The organism is Pseudomonas sp. GW821-FHT01E05 (assembly GCF_059422425.1).
On sequence record NZ_JBWKWW010000002.1, the window covers coordinates 507,208 to 529,810 of the forward strand.

Here is a 22,603-nt window from a genome sequence, read left to right on the forward strand (position 1 = left end):
TATTGAGTGGGTTCAGTGTGCACAACCATCCAGACCACAGGCCTGAATGCTCGATGAGGATTCGACCGCCGCAGTACCGACCGACTCGCTCAGCCAGGTGGCAAAGGCTTCGGGTTTGCCGAGCCAGGGGCCGATGTCGATCAGCGTGAACGTGCCTTCGTGCTCCAGCACCAATGTCGGGAAACCCTGGCCACCGACCTGCGCCAACAGTGCGCGACTTTCCTTGATATGGTTCTGGGTTGCGCTCGCAGCGGCCTCCTCGAACGCTATATCGAAGGCTTGAGGCTCGAAACCGATAGTCCTGGCGAGCTCCAGCAAAACGTCTTTATCGGCAATGCGTCGACCTTCGACGTAATGCGCCGTCTGCAAACGCCCTAGCAACTCAAGACCACGCCCGGCCAGTTGCTCGGCAGCCAGGACAGCTGCAATCGGCGGCGCCGAATCGAAGACCGCCGAATGATCGCGCAGCAAGCCTTCGAAATACGCCTCGCCAAACGGCTGCCCGGTGTATTCGGCGATGCGCCGGTCATGGGGCATCACGTAATCGCGCAGCTGTGGCGAAACGCTCTGACGGTTATTGCCCGTCATCATGCCGCCGCCATGGGCGATGACCGGCAAGACAGCCTGCGCCGCTTGCACCAGGGGTTTGGCGCCATAGCACCAGCCGCACAGAGGGTCGTAGATATAGTGAAGGGTTGCAGCAGACATGATCGGCTCCAGCTGAAGTCGTGAAAATTCGATGTCGGCAGCCTAATCCCTTGCTCGCCAGTGAAAAACGCTGGAATGGCTTTTAGTTTGTTTCGCGAATCGGTCGAATGCCGCGCAGAGCCAATGTATTTGGACATATGCATAATCCGCGTAGCAGCTGCCGAAGGCTGCGTTCGGGCCGGGGTCGCGCTCGACCGTAGTCCTCGCAAAACCAGGCACCTCGGTATACCTGAAAAACCGCGGGGCCAGGTTTACGACTGCTATGCAGCCGAACGCAGCCTTCGGCAGTTGCTACGGGGGGAGCTTACGCCAGACAAAAAAAACGCCGCCTTCCAGGCAGCGCTTTTACCAATCCGTTGTTTTCTTATCCTTCGATCACATCCCACAACGCATCCAGTTCCGCCTCGCTGAATAAACCAGCGGGGTAGCGCTCGATCATCATCCGGCGCGGATCAGAGTTTCTGATCTGACGCGTTCCATTGGACTTCAACCAGTGCACCAGAACCTGGAGCGATTCGCTATTTATTGCCAAGGGATGGGATGCCCGCTCGCTGACCACGTTCATTTCGGCGTTCATTTCAGCGCTCTCTCCCGGTTTGTGAGCGGCTAACTTATCCAAGGTTTATGACAGAACATCGCAGTTCTTCACGTCCGTGAATGACACTCAAACAGATACAAGAGCTATGCCAATGTGTCCGTTTGTTTGAACGCGGGTACAAAAAAGCCCGCAGTCCTGACGGGCTGCGGGCTTGAGGCGGGTCGTGCGATTGAATTTACCGCTGATATCGTCCCTCAGACGAGGCCAGCTGTTACAACCTCACTCAACTTTTGTGCGGCGCCGGTTGTTGTTGGGTAAGGCAATGGATATTACCGCCACCCAGTAACAGTTCACGGCCGGGCACCATGACCACTTCGTGCTGCGGGAACAGGCTCTGGAGAATCTCCTTGGCCTGGTTATCCAGTGGATCGTCGAAGCTTGGCGCGATAATGCCGCCGTTGACGATCAGGAAGTTGACGTAGGAACCCGCCAGGCGCACCGAAGGATTACGCTCTTGAGTGCCGTCCACTGGATCGACACCGGCACACTCTTCCTCGGTCGCATACAGCGGCCCAGGAATAGGCATTTTATGCACTGTAAAGGTGCGACCCTTGGCGTCGCGGCTGCTTTCCAACACGTTCATCGCCGCGTGGCATCGCGAGTAGTTCGGGTCCTGCGGGTCATCGGTCCAGGCCAACAGCACTTCACCCGGACGCACATAGCAGCAGAAGTTATCCACATGGCCGTCGGTTTCGTCGTTGTACAAACCGTCCGGCAACCAGATGATCTTATCCACAGCCAGTTGCGCGCTAAGTACCGCTTCGATCTCGGCACGGTTCAGGTGCGAGTTGCGATTGCGGTTAAGCAGGCATTCTTCGGTAGTGATCAGCGTGCCTTCGCCGTCGACGTGAATCGAACCGCCTTCAAGCACGAAGCCTTCGGTGCAGTAACGGTGGCAACGCTCGATCTCCAGCACTTTGCCGGCAATCTGCTCGTCACGGTTCCACGGCGAATACAAACCGCCGTCGAAGCCGCCCCAGGAGTTGAATCCCCAGTCGACGCCACGAACTTCGCCGCTGTTGTTAATGACGAAAGTTGGACCGGTATCACGGACCCAGGCATCGTCGCTGGACATCTCGACCAGGCGAATATTCGGCACATCCAGCAGACGCGCCCGAGCATTCTCGTACTGCGCAGCGGACACCGCTACGGTCACCGGTTCAAAACGGGCGATGGCCTTGGCCACCGCCGTGTGTGCGGCCTGTGCCGGCTTGCCGCCCAGGCGCCAGTTGTCCGGGCGCTCAGGCCAGATCATCCAGGTCTGAGTCTGCGGCGCCCACTCGGCCGGCATGTAAAAGCCGTCGGCGCGAGGCGTGCTTTGCAAAGTGCTCATGGCGATCAGGACTCCAGCGAACCGTCGAGGGTCTTGATCGCGCCGTACAGGTTCGGGCGACGGTCACGGAACGAACCCCAGGCACTGCGGGTGTGTTCCAGCTCGTCGAGGTCGAAGCTGTGGACCAGCACGCCTTCTTCGGTTTCGTTGAGCTCCTGGACTTTCTCGCCGAACTGGTTGGCGATGAACGACGAGCCGTAGAAGGTGATGTCGTAACCGTCCTGTTCTTCATTGCCGATGCGGTTGCTGGCAATCAGCGGCATCAGGTTGGCGCCGGCATGGCCTTGCTGCACACGCTGCCAATGGTCGCGGGACGAGATGGTCTTGTCGTGCGGTTCGCTGCCGATGGCGGTTGGGTAGAACAGAATTTCCGCGCCTTGCAACGCCATGCTACGGGCGCATTCCGGGAACCACTGGTCCCAGCAGATGCCGACACCGATCTTCGCGTAACGGGTATTCCAGACTTTGAAGCCGGTATCGCCCGGGTTGAAGTAGTACTTTTCGTGGTAGCCAGGGCCATCCGGGATGTGGCTTTTACGATAAATCCCGAGGTTGCTGCCGTCGGCATCGATGATCGCGATGCTGTTGAAGCGTGCACGGCCAGCCAGTTCGAAGAAGCTGATCGGCAATACAACCTGCAGCTCCTTGGCGACTTTCTGGAAGTGCGCGATGGCGACGTTGGTCTCAACCGGAGTGGCCAACTGCAAGTAGTCCGGATTCGGCTTCTGGCAGAAATACGGGCTCTCGAACAGTTCCTGAATCAGGATGATCTGCGCGCCTTTGGCAGCGGCCTCACGGACCAGTTTCTCAGCGGTCTCGATGTTGGCTTCAAGGTCCCAGGAACAGGCCATCTGGGTGGCGGCGACGGTAACAATACGGCTCATGAATCATCTCCTGGGCAGGTGCAGAGGGTCGATATTGGCATCGACCGATGACAGAAATGGGAACAGTGAGGCGTGGATTACCCACACCTTGGGTTATGGCGACTTTATAGCCGATAAAAATCGGCTTTAACAGTATTTATATCTCCACCCATCGAAAATATTTCAAATATTCCCGATAACAATCGAACTTAAACGCAATCCCTGTGGGAGCGAGCTTGCTCGCGATGGCGATCTGATAGTCAACATTGATATCGGATGTACCGGCCTCATCGCGAGCAAGCTCGCTCCCACAGGGGGTATTTGATCGTTCCCACACTCTGCGTGGGAATGCAGCCCGTGACGCTCCGCGTCACAAAGGCAGACGCAGAGCGTCCGGTGAGGCATTCCCACGCGCGAGCGTGGGAATGATCTTTGTTCAGCGTTTTTATAACCCTTCTTCCAACACCTTCGACAAGGTATCGACAAAGAAATCCACGCTTTGCCGCGTGGTGCACATCGGCGGTTTGATCTTGAGGATGTTCAGGTAGTCGCCGGTCGGCTGCATGAAGATTCCCAGCTCACGCAAGCGATCGCACAGCGCGGTGGTTTCTTCGGTGGCCGGCTCAAGAGTTTCGCGGTTGCGGATCAGCTCCACTCCCAGATAGAAGCCTGAACCATGGACCGCGCCGACCAGCGGATGACGGTCGATCAGCGCTTCAAGACGCTCCTTGAAATGTCCGCCAACAATCTGCGCGTTTTCCCACAGTTTCTCTTCCTCCATCACATCCAGCACCGCCATGCCGATCCGGCAACTGACCGGGCTGCCGCCTGCCGATGAGAAGAAGTAGCCCTCAGCCTCCAGCGCTTCAGCGATTTCCCGACGAGTGATCACCGCACCCAATGGCTGACCGTTGCCCATACCTTTGGCCATGGTGATGATGTCCGGCACCACGCCCTGCTCTTCGAAGCCCCAGAAGAACTTGCCCATCCGGCCATAGCCGACCTGCACTTCGTCAGCGATACACACACCGCCCTGCGCGCGAACCAGTGCATACACCTGTTGCAGGTAGCCGGGCGGCAACGAAATCCCCCCGGCATTGCCATACACCGGTTCGCAGATGAAACCGGCCAGCTGGCGATTCTGCCCGGCCAGTTTGGCCAGATTATGTTCGACGCTGCGCACGTAGTCCGGCGCACTGTCGAGGCCGCGAAACTCACCACGATAAGTGTTCGGTGCGGTCACCGGATGCACCCAGTCCGGACGGGTGCTGAGGGCTTTCGGGTTGTCGGCGATCGAGGTGGAAATTGCATCGGTGGCCACCGACCAGCCGTGATAGGCCTCCAGCACGCTGAGCATGTCACGCCCACCGCTGTAGGCCCAGGCCAGACGGATCGCCAGGTCATTGGCCTCGGTGCCGCTGTTGACCAGGAACACCCGGTCCATGGAATCCGGCGCCAGCGCCAGCAAGCGCTCGGAGAACTCGGCGATTGCCGCGTAATGGAAACGCGAGTTGGTGTTGAGCAGCGACCACTGTCGGCTGGCTTCAGCGGCCATGCGCGGATGACCATGGCCGAGTACCGCGACATTGTTGAGCATGTCCAGGTAGGAGCGGCCCTGCATGTCGATCAGGTGATTGCGCCAGCCACGTTCGATGCGCGGCGGGTCGACGTAATAGTGTTTTTGCGAACGGGCAAAACTGGCGTCGCGGCGGGCCAGCAGGGTTTGCGGGTCGAGTTCGGGATCAGCATCGCAGGCCAGCCCCAACAGTGCCGACGGAGAGGGGCACAATGCCTGCCACGCGGGTACCCGTGAAGGTGTGCAGAACAACGGCGGGCTGAGCTCAAGGCCTCGGCACAATTGCACCCGCAATGCACCCTCGACCTCGCCCAGCACTTGGCCTTTGACCAGCGCGGCTCCCGAATGCAGCGAAGGGCTGACGCCCCACAAGCGCACGCTCAACTGCGCACTATCGAGCCGCAACGCACCATCGGCCGCCACGTGTAAAACACCGGCAAACGGCGCCTCCACGGCGGTGCCTCGCGGTACCTGCAATTGCACATGCAGCGGGCAGGTGTCCGGTTCAGTGGCACTGTCCGGGCGAGTCCGGGACAAACGGTATTGCCCATAACGACTGGCCGCCAGGCCGTGAGTCGCGGCGGCTTGAGCCAGCAAACGCTCGTCTATCCCCTCCTGCTCCCAGTTGCCAGCTTCGAAATGCGGGCTGAGCACGCCAAGGTCAATCAAGGCGAATTCGCGTCCCACCAGGCTCGGCAGCAACGGCGCAAAACCTTCGCTGGCAATCAGTGGCAGCGAATGCCCTACCGCCGTGAGGATCGCCGCCTCCATTAGTTCGAACGAAACCGACGTGGCTACGCGGAAAATTTCCCACTCGTGAGTGAGGTTGTCGCGGCTGTATTGGTTCTGCGGATCGATGCTGACCTGCTGTTCCCCGCTGAGCACCAGTACCGCCGCACGGGCGACGATCAACGGCCAGAGCGCCAGCAACTCTTCATGCTGCAACGGATTGACCGCGTGATACGCCTGGATCGCTGGAAGAATGCAGAATGGATCACCGTCGGCATGGTGCAGCAGAGCAGCGCAAGTCACCGACAGATCGGTAATGCGCCAGGTGCGAATCAAGTCGCCGAAATCGATCACGCCCTGCAGCTGCCAGTGGCGCTGCTGGTCCCGTTGCCAGACCACGTTGTCATCGGTGATGTCCATATGGATCGCCTGCACCGGCAGCTTCGCCACCAGCGGTTGCAAACGACGCTCGGCGTGCAGCGCGGCCTCGGCAATCAACGCGCGCTGGTGTTCATGGGTGATCACCGGCAATAGATGGGTGATCAGTGCGTTGGCGTGACGGGCATCCCATTGCAGTGCGCGTTCCAGCCCCGGGTGCTGGAAGCTGGCCAGGGCCAGATCCATCTTTCCACAGAGTTGCCCCAGGCCGGACACCAGCTCATGCCCCAAGTGCTTGAGGTGGGTCAGCGACTGGCCTTCGATGTAATCGAGCAACCGCACGTGCACCGCTTGCCCGGCCACGTCCAGAGAAAGCAGGTCTTCACCGTTGTTTGCCGCAATCACCCGTGGCACATGAAGCTCGGGGTGCGCGCCCAGATGATTGAGAGCCGCGTGCTGGGCCTCAAGCTCAATCCTCGCGTAGTCGCCGCGACAGATTTTCAGGACGAAACGACCCTGGTCGCTGTCGACCCGAAAGTTGAGATCCTGCTGGCTGCCCAGCGAGTGCAGCGTTGCGCTCAGACCGTAATGCACCTGCAGCAGTTGCAGCGCTTGCTGCGCAGTGACCTGCGGACTCGGCAAACTGGCGCGATGAATCAACGTGGCGAGCGACATACAACGACCTCTGGAATTTTTATAAGGCGTCTATATCGCCACTGCGACCGCCGATACGCAACCCCCTTTGATGCAGGTCAGTCCTCGGAGCTGGATGAGTGTTTGAGTGCGCCAGCCATTCAAAGACCTTTCCTACGCCATGCGTCGAATGGCAGGAATGTTCGGCCTTTACCCATGCCCATAGGCTGACTTCCTTGGACAGGGAAGCCAGTCACTCATGCCAGAACGCTCATACCCACTGACCTACAAAGATCAACTGCGCCGCCGCATCCTGACACCGCAGCCGTCGGCAGAACTGTATCCCCCCATTGCCGAGCTCTTCGAGAACACGCCATCTGATCCTGAGCCTGTAACACCACTGGGCTGCGTCTTCGCCAAGTCCTGCAATCTGCCGGACGGCATCATCAGCTATGCCAATCCCTCCGGTTTCGTCCCCCTGGATGCGTTGAAGGATTACGGCCACTTCGCATTATTGGGCGCACGTGAGGCCGACAGCTGCGGCGCCGTCCCGCTAAAGAAAATCAGTGGCAGTGCATTACCGGTCGGCCTGGGTGGTCTTGCTCTGGCCGGATCATCGGTCAGCAGTGTCACAGTAGCAGCCGGCGGCACCGTCGCCGCCGGCCTGCTGACCGGCCTGGTCGCCCTGCTCTGGCCCTCCGAACTCGGCGACAGCGCCCTCTACAACGAAGAACAGCTGCGCTCGCTCAAGCAAGCCAACTCACGGGTGCGCCTGCACGTCGAACAACAAGCCGACGGCACGCTCAAGGGCTACGGCTTCTACACCGGCAAAAACGCCGACTGGCAGATGATCGATGTTATCCAGTTCCAGCCCCGCGGCAGCCAACAAGTAGCGGTGTTCGGCGACGGCCTGGAATTGATCTGGACCCCAGCCCTCAACCCCGCCGACACCCTCGGCATCCCGGCACTGGAAGCCGCGCCACAAGCACCGAACATCTGGGTCTATCCTCCGACAGAGGCCAGCAACGACATATTGGTCAACCCGATCTACCCGCCGGAGTATCAGGATTTCATCCTGGTGTTCCCGGCGGATTCGGGGGTTAGGCCGCTTTATGTGGTGGTGAGTGTTCGGGCTGGTGATCACCAGTACCACCAGAAACCTACATTTCTGCCTGCTTTTCCTAACGCAGTTCGCAAGCCACCTAAAACACCGATTCGAGGTGGCGGCGGGCTTCGACCACGCTGGAAGGAACCCAATAGCTATATCTACGAGTGGGACTTTGAAAGAGGCAAAGTAGAGAAATACACCAAACGTGGAAAGCACCTTGGTGAGTTCGACCACATTACCGGTGAGCGTACCAAAGATGCCGACCCAACAAGATGGATAGAGCCATGAAACATTTAATTCTAGTGGTGCCGTACGGTAGCGATTCAATTTCGGAAGAAATCGAGCTTAACGTAACAGCAACTGAGCTCCAGCCCGTTATGGGTTGGGAAAATGAGAACGACTGCATCTATGATTACAAACTTACTGCTCAACAAATAAGCGACATTGAGAGGCTTATCTCACAGTCCCTGCCAACAAATGTTGACCTCTATCTTTCTTGCGACGCGTAAAGACCGCTTACCGGACCTGTGACGGTAGCCATATAGGGGCATTCGACCACGTCACTGGCGAGCGACTTAAACCGGCAAAAAAAGGCCGGAACATAAAAAATATAGGTAAGAACAGCACTATGGGTTTGAGACTGAAGCTGCACTGGTTCAACAAAATCACGGAGTTCTGTGAAGGAGAAGTCTATTCACAGGACTTCGGGGACGATGGGGCGGTTATCGAGTCATTGGGTTTGAAACCATACGATACTGTAAACCAAGGGGTATTTGATGTACCTGCGGAATGGGTAGCACTCATTCAGCCTTACTTTAGCCATACCATCGATATAAGTGCTCACGACTATCAATTGGGATTCGCCTATAGGGATCAATGGTGACAGCCCAGATGAAAGAGAACCTCTTACACATGCTCATGGGTGTTCAGCGTGGTGAAGACTTCCCATGCTTTGAAAAAAATCTGCCCATTTCGACAATCGATCTCGTACCCATCATGGGCTGGCAAACAGACAATTATTGCGCCTTCGATTATCACCTAACCGAACAACAGATCAGCGATATAGAAAAAGCCTGTTCATTGGAGTTACCCAAGAATCTAGAGCTTTTTTTAACCAGCTACGCATAAATCCAACTAGACCACGACATAGAACACTACTTATGCGCCGAATTGCACTTTCAGACAAAAAAGTACGCAACATCCCAAGACGCCTCAGGGCGTTGATCCGGTGGGCAGCCAATCACCGACAAAAGCCTCGCCGCAGACTGGGGTTTAACCCTTCCTGCCGGGATGAATGAAGCAGGGTTTCACTTTATTCACGAGGATGAAGATGGGCAACGGTTTGAGTCCGAGCATTGGTACTTTGGCGAGGTCGATGAAGCCGATGATGGCTCCGAGGAGGAACGTTGGAGGCACAAGACCTTTAAAACCTTCCGTGCAGAAAATCCGATGTTTTTCAGCCAGGAACAATAAGCACTGGGTAAGCCCAGCATCAAGGTGGTAGCACTATCGCCATCGCGGGCAAGTCGGATCGCCGCACCGCTCGCTCCTACAAAAGCGCCACCGTCCCCTGTAGGAGCGTGGCTTGCCCGCGAAAGCGTCCTCCCAAACGACCTCAATCCCGAACCTTCTCCAAAATCTGACCAACGCCCCTCTTGCACCGCCCCTCACCTGCCGACAAGCTATGCCCCATTCGCTCTATACCCGTCTTACGGAAGAAGGCTCCTGACATGCGCATTCTCATTACCGGCGGCGCCGGTTTTATTGGTTCGGCCTTGATCCGCCATCTGATTCAGCACACCGAACACGAAGTGCTCAACCTGGATAAGCTGACCTACGCCGGCAATCTGGAGTCGCTGACCAGCATCGCCACCGACACCCGCTATGAGTTCGTACAGGCCGACATCGTCGACCAGGCCGCCGTCAGCGCCATGCTGGCACGGTTTCAGCCCCATGCCATCATGCATTTGGCGGCCGAATCCCATGTCGATCGCTCCATCGACGGTCCGTCGGATTTTATCCAGACCAACATCGTCGGCACCTACAGCCTGCTGGAGGCTACTCGTGCCTATTGGCTGACATTGGCCGAGCCCGAGAAAGCCGCCTTTCGTTTTCACCATATCTCCACCGACGAGGTCTACGGTGACCTGCATGGCGTCGATGACCTGTTCACCGAAACCACGCCTTACGCGCCCAGCTCTCCCTATTCAGCCAGCAAAGCCGCGTCCGACCACCTGGTTCGCGCCTGGCAGCGCACCTACGGTTTGCCTGTGCTGTTGACCAACTGCTCGAACAATTACGGGCCGTTCCATTTCCCCGAGAAGCTGATCCCGCTGGTTATCCTCAACGCGCTGGCAGGCAAACCACTGCCGGTGTACGGTAACGGTCTGCAAGTGCGCGACTGGTTGTTCGTCGAGGACCACGCCCGGGCGCTGCTCAAAGTGGTAACCGAAGGTGTAGTCGGTGAGACCTACAACATCGGCGGTCATAACGAACAGAAGAACATCGACGTGGTGCGTGGTATCTGCAGCCTGCTGGAAGAGTTGGCGCCACAGCGCCCTGCTGGTGTTGCGAAATTTGCCGACCTGATCACCTTCGTCAAGGACCGTCCGGGCCACGATCTGCGTTACGCCATCGACGCCAGCAAAATCGAGCGCGAACTGGGCTGGGTTCCCGAGGAAACCTTCGAAACCGGTCTGCGCAAAACGGTACAGTGGTATCTGGATAACCTGGAGTGGTGCCAACGGGTCCAGGACGGCAGCTATCAAGGCGAACGCCTGGGTGCCAGCGACTTCAAAGATCTGATCGCCTGATCAAGGCACTGCTCTATCATGCTCACTCTGGGCACGCCGATCACGGCCATTACCTGTTCACTAATGCTGGAGAAAACCAATGAATGTAGTCACCACCGACCTGCCCGGTGTTCTGATCATCGAACCCAAGGTATTTGGTGACGAGCGCGGCTTCTTCTACGAGAGCTTCAATGCCAGGGCTTTCGAGGAGGCGACCGGCCTGAACACACAATTCGTTCAGGACAATCATTCCCGCTCGCAAAAAGGTGTGCTGCGCGGCTTGCACTACCAGCTTGAAAACACTCAGGGAAAACTGGTGCGCGTTATTGCCGGTGAAGTGCTCGACGTAGCGGTGGACATCCGCCGCAGTTCGCCGAATTTTGGTCGCTGGGTTGCTGTGCGTTTGTCAGCTGAAAACAATCGCCAGCTCTGGGTTCCGGAAGGTTTTGCCCACGGTTTCGTGGTGCTGAGCGACTTCGCTGAATTCCTCTACAAAACCACCGACTACTACACCCCATCGGCCGAGCGTTGCATTCGCTGGGACGACCCGACCCTGGCCATTGACTGGCAGCTCAGTGAAACGCCGCAGCTGTCGGCAAAGGATCTGGCCGGCAAGACCCTTCAAGAGGCCGACCTGTTCCCGTGAGCGTTCTCGTTCACGGCTAGGCATAATGCGCCTGTACCCACAGGCGCTCGACTCCTATGACCCCAACCCTCCCCCGCAGACCCCGATGGCGCAGCCTGGCACTGCTCGCACTGTGCCTGGCGCCATTGTTGTGGCCGTTGGAGCACCTGGCCGAGCGTTACTACCGCAGCGAACTGGTGGAGCAAAACCGTCAGACCCTCGACCTGTACGTCGCCAACCTGCTGGGCACGCTGCATCGCTACGAAGTGCTGCCGCAAATCCTCGGTGATCTGCCGGCCCTGCGTGCCGCCCTCGCCGAGCCGCAACAGCGCGTGACTCAAGACAACGCCAACCAGCTGCTCAAAGACATCTGTGCCCAGACCGGCGCCGAAGTCATGTACCTGATGGACACCACCGGCAACACCCTAGCGGCGTCCAACTGGGACAAACACGACAGCTTCGTCGGGCGCAATTTTTCTTTCCGGCCGTATTTCAGCGAAGCCATGGCCGGGCGTTTGGGGCGCTTCTTCGGCCAGGGCACGACGTCTGCCAAACGCGGTTATTTCTTTGCCGGTGCTGTACGCGATGGCGAGCGGATCATCGGCGTGCTGGTGGTCAAGGTTGACCTCGATCTCACCGAAAGCCTGTGGGGCAAAACCCCCGAACAAATGCTGATGACCGACCACAACGGCGTGGTGATTCTCACCTCGCGGCCGGAATGGCGTTTTCGCGCGACCCGTCCGCTGACTGATGAAGAGCGCCAGGCGATCATCACGGTCCAGCCCTACCCGACCCGCGACCCGCAGCCTCTGCACCTCAATCCCGACGCCTGGCTGACCCAGACCCAGCAGATCCAGGAAACCGGTTGGAGCGTCAGCATCCTCGCCCCGCGCACCCTGATCGCCCGCCCGGTGCGCACCGTGGTCGCGATCGGCGGCGCGACGCTGTTGGTATTGATGTTGTTGCTCGGTCTGATGATGCAGCGCCGGCGTCATTACCTGGAGCGCATCGCTTTCGAAGCCAAGGCCCGTCGTGAGCTGGAAATGCGCGTCGTCGAACGCACCAGCGACCTCGAAGGCCTCAACCGTCGCCTCAAACAGGAAGTGCTGGAGCGCGAACACGCCCAGCAAGAGCTGGTGCGCGCTCAGGATGACCTGGTACAGGCCGGCAAGCTGTCGGCGCTGGGGACGATGTCGGCGAGCATCAGCCACGAACTCAATCAACCGCTGGCGGCGATTCGCAGCTACGCGGAAAACACCGAAGTTCTGCTCGATCACGAACGCATCGACGACGCTCGCGGCAACCTGAAACTGATCAGCGAACTGACCGGGCGCATGGCCTCGATCATTGCCCACTTGCGAGCCTTCGCCCGCCGCGACCGCCACGCGCCGGAAAGCGTCGCCCTGCAACCGGCGCTGGATGACGCGCTGGCCTTGCTGGCCAAGCGCAGACGCGCCATGGAAGTCGAGCTGATCCGCGACCTGCCGGCCGCCACCCTGTGGGTCGAGGCCGGAGAAACCCGCCTGCGCCAGGTGCTCGGCAACTTGCTGGCCAACGCCCTCGACGCTCTGACCGAAAAGGGCCCGCCACGCAAACTCTGGTTGAGTGCCGAATCCACCGCCGATGGCGTCAACCTGTACATTCGCGATAACGGCCCGGGTTTTTGCATGGAAGCCCTTGGCCGCGCCAGCGAGCCTTTCTACACCACCAAGACCCGCACCCAAGGGCTCGGGCTGGGATTGGCAATCTGCGACACCCTGATGCGCGCCTTTGGCGGTGAACTGTCGTTCGCCAACCACCGCGATGGCGGCGCCCTGCTAACCCTGCGACTGCGCGCCGGTGCGCCCGGAGTCAATCTGCAACCATCCGAGGACCGCAGTGCATGAACATCGACAACCGCATCCAGGTGGTGTTGATCGACGACGATCCACATTTGCGTCAGGCCCTGAGCCAGACCCTCGACCTCGCCGGACTGAAAGTCCTGCCGCTGGCTGAAGCCAAGGGCCTGGCCGGACGTCTTGAACGCGACTGGCCGGGCGTGGTGGTCAGCGACATTCGCATGCCCGGTATGGATGGCCTCGAACTGCTGAGCGAACTGCACGAGCAAGACCCGGAACTGCCAGTACTGTTGATCACCGGTCACGGCGACGTGCCGCTGGCCGTGCAAGCGATGCGTGCCGGGGCCTATGACTTTCTGGAGAAACCTTTCGCCAGCGACGCCCTGCTCGACAGCGTGCGCCGCGCCCTGGCGCTGCGCCGGCTGGTGCTGGATAACCGCAGCCTGCGCCTGGCCCTGAGCGACCGCAATGAACTCAGCACCCGGTTGGTAGGGCAGTCGGCACCGATGCTGCGTTTGCGCGAGCAGATCGGCGCCCTGGCGGCGACCAAAGCCGATGTGTTGATCCTCGGCGAGACCGGTGCCGGCAAGGAAGTAGTCGCCCGCGCGCTGCATGATCTTTCGAGCCGCCGCAACGGGCCGTTTGTCGCGATCAATGCCGGCGCCCTGGCGGAGTCGGTGGTGGAGAGCGAGCTGTTCGGCCACGAACCGGGCGCCTTCACCGGCGCGCAAAAGCGCCGCATCGGCAAGTTCGAATTCGCCAACGGCGGTACGCTGTTCCTCGATGAAATCGAAAGCATGAGTCTGGATGTGCAGGTCAAGTTGTTGCGCATGCTGCAAGAGCGGGTGGTTGAGCGCCTGGGCGGCAATCAGCTGATCCCGCTGGATATCCGCATCATTGCTGCAACCAAGGAAGACTTGCGCCAGGCGGCGGATCAGGGCCGCTTCCGCGCCGACTTGTATTACCGCCTGAACGTCGCGCCGCTGCGCATCCCGCCACTGCGTGAACGTGGCGAAGACGCGCTGATGCTGTTTCAGCACTTCGCCGACGAAGCCAGCACCCGCCACGGTCTGCCGCCTCACGAACTGCAGCCGGGGCAACGGGCATCGCTGTTGCGCCACAACTGGCCAGGCAACGTGCGCGAACTGCAGAACGCCGCTGAACGCTTCGCCCTCGGCCTGGAACTGGCGCTGGATAACAGCGCGCCGGACGGCAGCGTTGCGCCGATCAGCGCAAACCTCAGCGCAGGCCTGAGCGAGCAAGTGGAAAACTTCGAAAAAACCTTGATTGCTGCCGAGCTGGCACGCTCCCACAGTTCGCTGCGCAGCCTGGCCGAAGCGCTGGGTATTCCACGCAAGACCTTGCACGACAAATTGCGCAAACACGGTTTGAGCTTCGCCGATGGCGGCGCCAACAGTGGCACCGACGAACTCGATTGAGCCACGCCGACTAATCTTGAAAAAGCATCCTGAACAAAGAGACCCTGCATGAACCGCGACAGTCGTCACCTGGAATCAGTCCTGCATCGCGACATCCCCCTCACGCGGGATATGGGTCTCAAAGTGCTTGATTGGCAAGCACATCAACTGCGTCTGCACTTGCCGCTGGAAGCCAACGTCAATCACAAAAGCACCATGTTCGGCGGCAGCCTGTACTGTGGCGCGGTACTGGCCGGCTGGGGCTGGCTGCATTTGCGCTTGCGTGAAGAGGGCATCGAAGACGGGCATATCGTGATTCAGGAAGGGCACATCAGCTATCCGCTGCCGGTCACGACCGATGCGATGGCAATTGGCGATGCGCCAAGTGCGGCGGTATGGAAGAAGTTTCTGGTGATGTACCAGCGCTACGGACGGGCCCGGCTGACGCTGCATTCACGCATCGTCAATGCCGGCAGCACAGAGGATGCCGTAAGGTTTACCGGGCAGTATGTGTTGCATCGGTAGACTTGGCGCTGATCGTTTGATCGTTCCCACGCTCTGCGTGGGAATGCCGCCCTGGACGCTCTGCGTCCGCCGTGGGTGACGCAGAGCGTCACTGAATGCAATTCCCACGCGGAGCGTGGGAACGATCAACCTGTAGCGCTCTCAAGACCTGGCCAACACCAACAACTTCTCCCGCCATGCGGCTTTGGCCGGCAGTGCCAGGAAAAATGAATTCAGTAGGGATTCGCGCGCCGGATAGCTGAACGGCTCGCCGCTCAAATTCAACACCTCGCCACCCGCGCCTTCCAGCACGCCTTGCGCGGCGGCGGTGTCCCACTGCGACGTCGGCGCCAAGCGTGGATAGCAATCGGCAGCCCCCTCCGCCAACAGGCAAAACTTCAACGAGCTGCCGATATTCGCCAGTTGCAGCTCGCCCAGGCTGTCACTCAGCCCGGCCAGCAAACGCTCCTGTTCAGGGCTCGAATGTCGACGGCTGGCAACCACGGTGAATGCTTCACCTACTGGCGGAACGTCCCGTACATGGATCGGCGTCGGCTCGGCATCTTTGTCTGCACGCCAGGCACCCAGGCCAGCACCGCCGAAATAGCAGCGACCGTTGGTCGGCATCGACACCACGCCAAACACCACACGCCCTTGTTCGATCAGCGCGATGTTGACGGTAAATTCCTCACTGCCGGAAATGAATTCCTTGGTGCCATCCAGCGGATCCACCAGCCACCAGCGCTGCCAGCCGGCTCGCACGCTCATCGGGATGTCGGCGTCTTCTTCCGAGAGCACCGCAATGCTTGGGTCGAGCGCCGTCAGGCCGGCGAGGATCAGATGATGCGCCGCCATGTCAGCCGCGGTCACCGGCGAGTCATCAAGCTTGGCGGTGACCGCCACGTCGGCGCGCCAGAACGGCAGGATGGCTTCACCGGCTTGACGCGCCAGTTCGATGACGGGGGCCAGTAACGGATGGGGGAAATTCATGGAGTGCACACTCATGGTTGAAACACCCCGCGCTCAGTCAACAGATCGCGGGCCAGGTACAACGCCGCCAAGGCACGGCCTTCAGTGAATTGCGAGTTCTGCGCCAGAGCAGACAATTCCCGCAGGTTGACGCGATCCACGCGCATCGGCTCAGGCTCGTCGCCCTCAAGTCGCTCTTCGTAAAGATCGGTCGCCAGAACCACTTGAATCTTCTGGCTCATGTAACCGGGCGACAATGACAGCTCAGTCAGATGCTCAAGTTGACGTGCGCCAAAACCGGCCTCTTCCTTGAGCTCACGCTCGGCCGCTGCCAACACATCCTCGCCCGGCTCGATCAGGCCCTTGGGTAAAGACAGTTCGTACTCCCCGGTGCCGCCGCAATATTCTTCGATCAATAGCGCATGGTTGTCATCGACCATCGCCACGATCATCACTGCGCCATAACCGGTACCCTTGCTGACCAGTCGCTCATAGGTGCGTTCGACGCCGTTGGAAAAGCGCAACTGCAACTCTTCGACGCAGAACAATCGACTAGTGGCGACGATCTCGCGGGCGAGTACGGTGGGTTTCTGGCGCATGACAAGCTCCTTGGCGTGAACGCGTTACTATACAGGCTGTTTGAAAGCTACTGCGCGCATCGCTCGCTACACTTTCAAATCAGTGCGTACCCGGCGTTGCCGATCATTTGTGTCGGATGTCTTTCTACTGTTCGAGAAGTTTTCCATGCCCTCATTACCCTGGCGCGACATCGATACCGTTCTGCTGGATATGGACGGCACGCTGCTGGACCTGCACTACGACAACCATTTCTGGATGGAGCACCTGCCCCAGCGCTACGCCGAGTTGCATGGTGTGAGCCGGGCCATGGCCGAACTGGAGTTGCAGCCGTTATTCGAGCACAACGCCGGCCAGTTACAGTGGTATTGCCTGGACTTCTGGAGCGCGGAACTGAGACTGCCCGTGCGCGAACTGAAACTGGAAACCGCCCATCTGATTGCCCTGCGTCCCGACGCCGACACCTTTCTGGCTGCGATCAAACAGGCCGGCAAGCGCGTGGTGCAGATCACCAACGCTCACCGCGATTCGCTGTCATTGAAGCTGGAAAAAATCGAACTGGCGCCGTATTTCGAGCGTTTGATCAGCTCCCACGATTACGGCTTCGCCAAGGAAAACCCGCAGTTCTGGGATGCCTTGCAAGCCGATATCGGCTTCGACCCGGCCCGTAGCCTGTTTATCGACGACACTTTGCCGATCCTGCGCAGCGCGCGAAATTTCGGCGTTGGGCATCTGCTGGCGGTCAGCCAGCCGGACAGCCAAAAAGAGCCCAAAGACACCGCCGAATTTGCGGCGGTCGGGGATTATCGGGAGTTGATAGCAGGTCTTTAGACCGAGTCGACTGCATCGCCAGCAAGCCCGCTCCCACAGATAGCGCGGTCCGTAGGAGCGAGGCTTGCCCGCGATGGCCACGGGCAAGGTTGCGCGATCCGGCCAATGACTCAAGTGCACTGCAAGCACGTTAGAATTGCTCCCTTGCCTGCGCCCTGGAGCGAAGATGGACATCAAACAGCTGAAATTCCTCATCGCCCTCGACGAAACCCGTCACTTTGGCCAAGCCGCTGCTCGCTGCCACATCACCCAGCCAACCTTATCCATGCGCCTGCGCAGCCTTGAAGAAGAGCTCGAGCTGCCGCTGGTCAACCGCGGTCAGCGCTTTGAAGGTTTTACCGCTCCGGGCGAGCGTGTGCTGGCCTGGGCCCGCACCGTGCTCGCGGCCTACGACGGCCTGCATGCCGAGGCCGCAGCCTGTCGTGGCAACCTGGTCGGGACTTTGCGTCTGGGCGTGGTACCGCTGTCGAGCTTCGACCCGCTGGCGCTGATGCAACGCTTGCACAAAGAACACCCGAACCTGCGCTTCGAACTCTCGGCATTGAGCTCCGAAGAAATTCTTGAGCAACTGGCGAGCAATCGCCTCGACCTCGGCGTTTCGTATCTGGAGCGGCTGGACAACGAACGCTTCGACTCGCTGGCCTTTAGCGAAACCCGCATGGGCCTGCTCTACGACCAACGCTTCTTCAGCTTTGGCGAAAAGCCATTGAGCTGGGAGGCGCTGATCGAGTTACCACTGGGCATGCTCACCAGCGGCATGCACTTTCGCCAGTCCATCGACCACAACTTCCACAGCCGTGGCCTCAACCCGCAACCGCTGCTGCAAACCGACGCGGTCCATCAGCTGTTACAAGCGGTACACGGTGGCCTGTGCTGTGCGGTGATGCCCCTGGAAGGCGGTCTTGAAGACTTGATCGACGACCTGCGTCTGCAACCGATTGAAAGCGCTCAGACCCTCGCCTGCCTGGGCCTGATCATGCGCCGCGGCGCGCCGCGTTCAGCCTTGGCCGAGGCCGTTTTTGCGTTGTATCAGAAATCACCGACAGACTCTTGATCGACGCCATCTATCGGCAGATCAGTATTAGCGATTAGACGCGACACTTTGACGCGCCTAGTCTTATCAGTAGTCAATACGACCTGATACTGCCGGTAACTCCTCATGAACGCCAAGCACCCCGACTGCGCGGCGCCTGCCGTCGAAACGCCTGCGCCCGCCGCCAGTCAGAGTTATCACTACTGCAACCTTGCACAAACCGAATCGGCCAGCACCGCGCTCGCTGAAGAAGTTGCGCTGGCGATTGCCTACAACGGCATCAGTCAGGCAGTGATGCTGGTCACCCCGACCGACCTTGAGGACTTCATCGTCGGCTTCAGCCTGGGCAGCGGCATCATTACCGACGCCTGCGATATCTACGACCTGCAACTCAGCGGATCCGGCCCGGCGCAATACGCGCAAGTGCAAATCTCCAGCCGCGCCTTCTGGAACCTCAAACGGCAACGCCGCCAACTGGCCGGCACCAGCGGTTGCGGGCTCTGTGGCGTAGAGGCGGTTGAACAGGCATTACCCGAGCTAAACGTATTGCCCGGTGCGCCCTTGCCACCGGCCGAGTGGCTCGACGGTTTGCGTCAGCGCATCAGTGCCTTCCAGCCCTTGGGTCAGCACAGTGGCGCGGTGCATGCGGCCGTGTTCATGAACAACCGGGGCGAACTGCTACTCGGTCGCGAAGACATCGGTCGGCACAACGCTCTCGACAAGCTGATCGGCGCGCTGATCCGGCAGAACATCCCCACTGCTGGCGGCCTGGCCATTGTCACCAGCCGTTGCAGCCTGGAATTGATCCAGAAAGTCTTGCGCGCAGGCATCCAGACATTAGTCAGCCTGTCGTCGCCCACCGGCCTGGCCCTGCAATGGGCCCGCCGGCACAACCTCAATCTCATCCACCTGCCGCAGAAAAGTGCGCCGCGGGTCTACAGCCCTTCGATGGAAAATCAAGCGTGAGCACTCATCTTCAAACCGACCAAAAACCAACCCCGCGCTACAAACGCTACAAGCCCTACAAAGGCGCAGCCGGCGGTTGGGGCGCACTGATCAGCGTCGCTCAAGCCTGGTTGACCAGCGACAACGCACTGAAAAACATCCGCATGATGCTCAAGACCAACCAGAACGGCGGCTTTGACTGCCCGGGTTGCGCCTGGGGTGACTCGCCGGAAAGTGGCATGGTCAAGTTCTGCGAAAACGGCGCCAAAGCGGTCAACTGGGAAGCCACCAAGCGCCGGGTCGATGGCGCCTTCTTCGCCAGGCACAGCGTCAGCTCATTGCTGGAACAAAGTGATTACTGGCTCGAATACCAGGGCCGTCTCACCGAACCGATGAGCTACGACGCTGAAACCGATCGCTACACACCCATCAGCTGGGAAGCGGCGTTCGCGCTGATCGGTAAACACTTGCAGAACCTCAGCAGCCCCGATCAGGCCGAGTTCTACACCTCTGGCCGGGCCAGCAACGAAGCGGCGTACCTCTACCAACTGTTCGTGCGCGCCTTCGGCACCAACAACTTCCCCGACTGCTCGAACATGTGCCACGAAGCCAGCGGTGTGGCCATGGCGCAAAGCGTCGGTGTGGGCAAAGGCACAGTGACCTTCGACGACTTCGAACACGCCGATGCGATTTTCGTCCTGGGGCAAAACCCTGGCACCAACCACCCGCGGATGCTCGAACCCCTGCGCGAAGCGGTGAAGCGCGGCGCTCAAGTAGTGTGCGTCAACCCGCTCAAAGAGCGTGGGCTGGAACGCTTCCAACACCCGCAACATCCTATCGAGATGCTCACCAACGGGGACCGTCCGACCAACACCGCCTATTTCCGACCCGCACTGGGCGGTGACATGGCATTGCTGCGAGGCATGGCCAAGTTCCTGCTGCAATGGGAGCGCGAAGCGCAGCTGACGTATGAACCGGCGGTGTTTGACCACGACTTCCTCAACGAACACACCGATGGTGTGCTCGACTACCTGGCCGCCATCGACGACACCTCATGGACGCAGATCGTCGAGCAGTCCGGGCTGCCCCTGAGCGATATCGAACAAGCCGCACGCATGTATGCCAAGGCCAAGAACGTGATCATGTGCTGGGCGATGGGCATCACCCAACATCGCCATTCGGTACCGACCATCCAGGAAATCACCAACCTGATGCTGTTGCGCGGCAACCTCGGCCGGCCGGGTGCCGGCCTGTGTCCAGTGCGTGGCCACAGTAACGTGCAGGGCGACCGCACCATGGGCATCAACGAGCGCCCACCAGCGTTCTTTCTCGATGCACTGGAACGGCGCTTCCAGTTCAAAGTGCCACGCGAAAACGGTCACAACGTGGTGGAGGCGATTCACGCGATGCTCGACGGTCGCTCGAAAGTCTTTATCGGTCTGGGTGGTAACTTCGCCCAAGCTACCCCGGACAGCACACGAACCTTCCAGGCGCTGAGCAACTGCGACCTCACCGTGCAGATCAGCACCAAGCTCAACCGCAGCCATCTGGCCCACGGTAAAGAAGCGTTGATCCTGCCCTGCCTGGGCCGTACCGACATCGACCTGCAAACCGAAGGCCCGCAAGCAGTGACTGTGGAAGACTCGTTCAGCATGGTCCACGCCTCCAACGGCCAGTTGCAGCCGCTGTCGAAACAGATGCGTTCAGAGCCGTCGATCATTGCCGGCATCGCCGCCGCGACATTGGGTGCACATCCGGTGGACTGGAACTGGCTGGTCGCCGACTATCGCCGCATCCGCGACCTGATTGCCGACACCATTCCTGCCTTCAAGGATTTCAACCAGCGTATTGAGAACCCAGGCGGCTTCCACCTGGGCAACACTGCCGGAGCACGTCAGTGGAACACCCCGTCGGGGCGGGCCAACTTCTGCGCGAACATCCTGCCGGTCGATCTGGTGCATGAGCGCACCCGCGCCACTGGCGTGCTGCCGGACCTGATCATGCAATCGATGCGTTCCCACGATCAGTACAACACCACCATTTATGGCCTGGACGACCGTTATCGCGGTGTCAAAGGTCAGCGGGATGTGCTGTTCATCAATGAAGCCGACATCATTCGCCTGGGCTTCAAACCCGGTCAGAAAGCCGACATCGTGTCGATCTGGGACGATGGCCGCGAACGTCGGGTCAAGGGCTTCACCTTGCTGGCGTTCGATATCCCCGCCGGTCAAGCGGCCGCCTACTATCCGGAAGTGAATCCCCTGGTGCCCCTGGAAAGCACCGGCGACGGCAGCCATACGCCAACATCGAAGTTCGTCGCGATTCGGTTGCAAGCGGCGAGTGATAACGGGTTGATCATGGCAAAGTCGGCGTAAGGCAAGATCAAAAGACCGCGTCGCCGCTGATCACGAAACCTTTCAAACGCCCACAAAAAAGGCCGCTTTTGCATAAAAACGGCCTTTCCGAATTAGCTAAAGACCGGCGAAAAACACTTAAGTTCCGTCTAAAAAACAGTAACTTATAGAATTGTGCACAAGTCGTGTTACTCGTCGGATTTCGATTGTAAGCATCTCAACACAGCCTCACGATCGCGCCGTCATCCCTTAGAGGCTCTCCCATGAAGTACTCCTCGATTCTCTTGTTGTCCCTTGGCCTGGTCAGTGGCATTGCTTTTGCTGGAGGCACCACCGAGGCAGGCGTGGGCGGCGCATTGGGCGGGGTTCTAGGCTCGGTCGTCGGTCAGTCGTTAGGCGGTAACACCGGTTCTACCATTGGTGCAGCCCTGGGCGGCGCGGGTGGTAGTGCGGTCGGAGCCGACAGACGCAGCCGTGGCCAGGCGGCCATTGGCGGCGCACTCGGTGCTGCGGGCGGCAACGTGGTTGGCCGCAGCCTGGGCGGCACCAGTGGCAGCCTGATCGGCTCAGCAGCCGGCGGCGGCGTGGGCGGTGCGCTGGGTAACCATATGGGCAATGAAAGCTATCGTGAGGATCACGACTACCGCGGTCGTGGTGATCGCCGCTACTACCGTGATGACGATGACGATGACCACCGCGGCCGTGGCCATGCCTACGGGCATTACAAGCATCACCGCCACTGGCGCGACCGGGATTGACATGCGATCTGTAGCCGCTGCCCAAGGCAGCGGC

At 59.6% G+C, this 22,603-nt stretch carries 22 protein-coding genes; 15 read left to right on the plus strand and 7 right to left on the minus strand.

Annotated features, from left to right (window positions below; genetic code table 11):
- Window positions 1-12: 12 nt before the first annotated feature.
- The 5 genes from AC07W5_RS05790 to AC07W5_RS05810 form a co-directional block, all read right to left on the minus strand.
- Window positions 13-708, minus strand: a complete 696-nt coding sequence (locus AC07W5_RS05790) for a DsbA family protein (protein WP_495022934.1) — start codon at window positions 706-708, stop codon at window positions 13-15.
- A gap of 364 nt (window positions 709-1,072) precedes the next feature.
- Window positions 1,073-1,285: a hypothetical protein gene (locus tag AC07W5_RS05795; RefSeq protein WP_494994396.1), complete on the minus strand. Its 213-nt coding sequence runs from the start codon at window positions 1,283-1,285 to the stop codon at window positions 1,073-1,075.
- A gap of 244 nt (window positions 1,286-1,529) precedes the next feature.
- A complete protein-coding gene (gene aguA / locus AC07W5_RS05800) occupies window positions 1,530-2,639 on the minus strand; it encodes an agmatine deiminase (protein WP_495022935.1) in 1,110 nt (369 codons plus the stop codon).
- Between the two features lie 5 nt (window positions 2,640-2,644).
- Window positions 2,645-3,523, minus strand: a complete 879-nt coding sequence (gene aguB / locus AC07W5_RS05805; RefSeq protein WP_494994398.1) for an N-carbamoylputrescine amidase — start codon at window positions 3,521-3,523, stop codon at window positions 2,645-2,647.
- A gap of 424 nt (window positions 3,524-3,947) precedes the next feature.
- Window positions 3,948-6,860, minus strand: coding sequence for an aminotransferase (locus AC07W5_RS05810; protein ID WP_495022936.1), 2,913 nt, complete (start codon window positions 6,858-6,860; stop codon window positions 3,948-3,950).
- Between the two features lie 217 nt (window positions 6,861-7,077).
- Between AC07W5_RS05810 and AC07W5_RS05815 the strand changes: the two genes are divergently transcribed.
- From AC07W5_RS05815 to AC07W5_RS05860, 10 genes are all read left to right on the plus strand, one after another.
- Entirely contained in the window at window positions 7,078-8,214 is a 1,137-nt protein-coding gene (locus AC07W5_RS05815) for an S-type pyocin domain-containing protein (RefSeq protein ID WP_495022937.1), read from the plus strand.
- Window positions 8,211-8,435, plus strand: coding sequence for a DUF7683 domain-containing protein (locus AC07W5_RS05820; RefSeq protein ID WP_495022938.1), 225 nt, complete (start codon window positions 8,211-8,213; stop codon window positions 8,433-8,435). The genes AC07W5_RS05815 and AC07W5_RS05820 overlap by 4 nt, the downstream gene beginning before the upstream one ends.
- Window positions 8,436-8,554: 119 nt before the next feature.
- The gene (locus AC07W5_RS05825; protein ID WP_495010998.1) at window positions 8,555-8,809 is read left to right on the plus strand and encodes a colicin E3-like toxin immunity protein; all 255 of its coding nucleotides are present in this window, start codon (window positions 8,555-8,557) and stop codon (window positions 8,807-8,809) included.
- Window positions 8,810-8,817: 8 nt separating this feature from the next.
- Window positions 8,818-9,054: a DUF7683 domain-containing protein gene (locus AC07W5_RS05830; protein WP_495022939.1), complete on the plus strand. Its 237-nt coding sequence runs from the start codon at window positions 8,818-8,820 to the stop codon at window positions 9,052-9,054.
- 162 nt (window positions 9,055-9,216) lie between these two features.
- Complete coding sequence (locus tag AC07W5_RS05835) at window positions 9,217-9,399, plus strand: hypothetical protein (protein ID WP_495022940.1); 183 nt, start codon at window positions 9,217-9,219, stop codon at window positions 9,397-9,399.
- Window positions 9,400-9,656: 257 nt separating this feature from the next.
- The gene (rfbB, locus tag AC07W5_RS05840; RefSeq protein ID WP_495022941.1) at window positions 9,657-10,739 is read left to right on the plus strand and encodes a dTDP-glucose 4,6-dehydratase; all 1,083 of its coding nucleotides are present in this window, start codon (window positions 9,657-9,659) and stop codon (window positions 10,737-10,739) included.
- A 79-nt stretch (window positions 10,740-10,818) separates the two neighbouring features.
- On the plus strand, window positions 10,819-11,364 hold the full coding sequence (gene rfbC / locus AC07W5_RS05845) for a dTDP-4-dehydrorhamnose 3,5-epimerase (RefSeq protein WP_494994404.1): 546 nt from the start codon (window positions 10,819-10,821) through the stop codon (window positions 11,362-11,364).
- Between the two features lie 56 nt (window positions 11,365-11,420).
- Window positions 11,421-13,229, plus strand: coding sequence for a sensor histidine kinase (locus tag AC07W5_RS05850; protein ID WP_494994405.1), 1,809 nt, complete (start codon window positions 11,421-11,423; stop codon window positions 13,227-13,229).
- Window positions 13,226-14,620, plus strand: coding sequence for a sigma-54-dependent transcriptional regulator (locus AC07W5_RS05855; RefSeq protein ID WP_495010994.1), 1,395 nt, complete (start codon window positions 13,226-13,228; stop codon window positions 14,618-14,620). The genes AC07W5_RS05850 and AC07W5_RS05855 overlap by 4 nt, the downstream gene beginning before the upstream one ends.
- Before the next feature lie 48 nt (window positions 14,621-14,668).
- The gene (locus AC07W5_RS05860; protein ID WP_494994407.1) at window positions 14,669-15,124 is read left to right on the plus strand and encodes a thioesterase domain-containing protein; all 456 of its coding nucleotides are present in this window, start codon (window positions 14,669-14,671) and stop codon (window positions 15,122-15,124) included.
- Between the two features lie 141 nt (window positions 15,125-15,265).
- Here AC07W5_RS05860 and cysQ read toward each other — a convergent pair whose 3' ends face one another.
- Both cysQ and nudE read right to left on the minus strand, forming a co-directional pair.
- On the minus strand, window positions 15,266-16,093 hold the full coding sequence (gene cysQ / locus AC07W5_RS05865) for a 3'(2'),5'-bisphosphate nucleotidase CysQ (protein WP_494994486.1): 828 nt from the start codon (window positions 16,091-16,093) through the stop codon (window positions 15,266-15,268).
- Between the two features lie 11 nt (window positions 16,094-16,104).
- A complete protein-coding gene (gene nudE, locus AC07W5_RS05870; RefSeq protein ID WP_494994408.1) occupies window positions 16,105-16,671 on the minus strand; it encodes an ADP compounds hydrolase NudE in 567 nt (188 codons plus the stop codon).
- Between the two features lie 145 nt (window positions 16,672-16,816).
- Here nudE and yrfG point away from each other — a divergent pair, with 145 nt between their 5' ends.
- The 5 genes from yrfG to AC07W5_RS05895 all read left to right on the plus strand — a co-directional run bounded on the left by yrfG (window position 16,817) and on the right by AC07W5_RS05895 (window position 22,569).
- Window positions 16,817-17,479 (plus strand): GMP/IMP nucleotidase, encoded by a 663-nt coding sequence (gene yrfG / locus AC07W5_RS05875; RefSeq protein WP_495022942.1) that lies wholly within the window; start codon window positions 16,817-16,819, stop codon window positions 17,477-17,479.
- Window positions 17,480-17,645: 166 nt separating this feature from the next.
- On the plus strand, window positions 17,646-18,533 hold the full coding sequence (locus tag AC07W5_RS05880; protein WP_494994410.1) for a LysR family transcriptional regulator: 888 nt from the start codon (window positions 17,646-17,648) through the stop codon (window positions 18,531-18,533).
- Between the two features lie 105 nt (window positions 18,534-18,638).
- The gene (gene fdhD / locus AC07W5_RS05885; protein ID WP_495022943.1) at window positions 18,639-19,478 is read left to right on the plus strand and encodes a formate dehydrogenase accessory sulfurtransferase FdhD; all 840 of its coding nucleotides are present in this window, start codon (window positions 18,639-18,641) and stop codon (window positions 19,476-19,478) included.
- On the plus strand, window positions 19,475-21,832 hold the full coding sequence (locus AC07W5_RS05890; RefSeq protein ID WP_495022944.1) for an FdhF/YdeP family oxidoreductase: 2,358 nt from the start codon (window positions 19,475-19,477) through the stop codon (window positions 21,830-21,832). Before fdhD ends, AC07W5_RS05890 begins: the two co-directional genes overlap by 4 nt.
- A gap of 242 nt (window positions 21,833-22,074) precedes the next feature.
- Window positions 22,075-22,569 (plus strand): glycine zipper domain-containing protein, encoded by a 495-nt coding sequence (locus AC07W5_RS05895; protein ID WP_494994413.1) that lies wholly within the window; start codon window positions 22,075-22,077, stop codon window positions 22,567-22,569.
- Window positions 22,570-22,603: the final 34 nt, after the last annotated feature.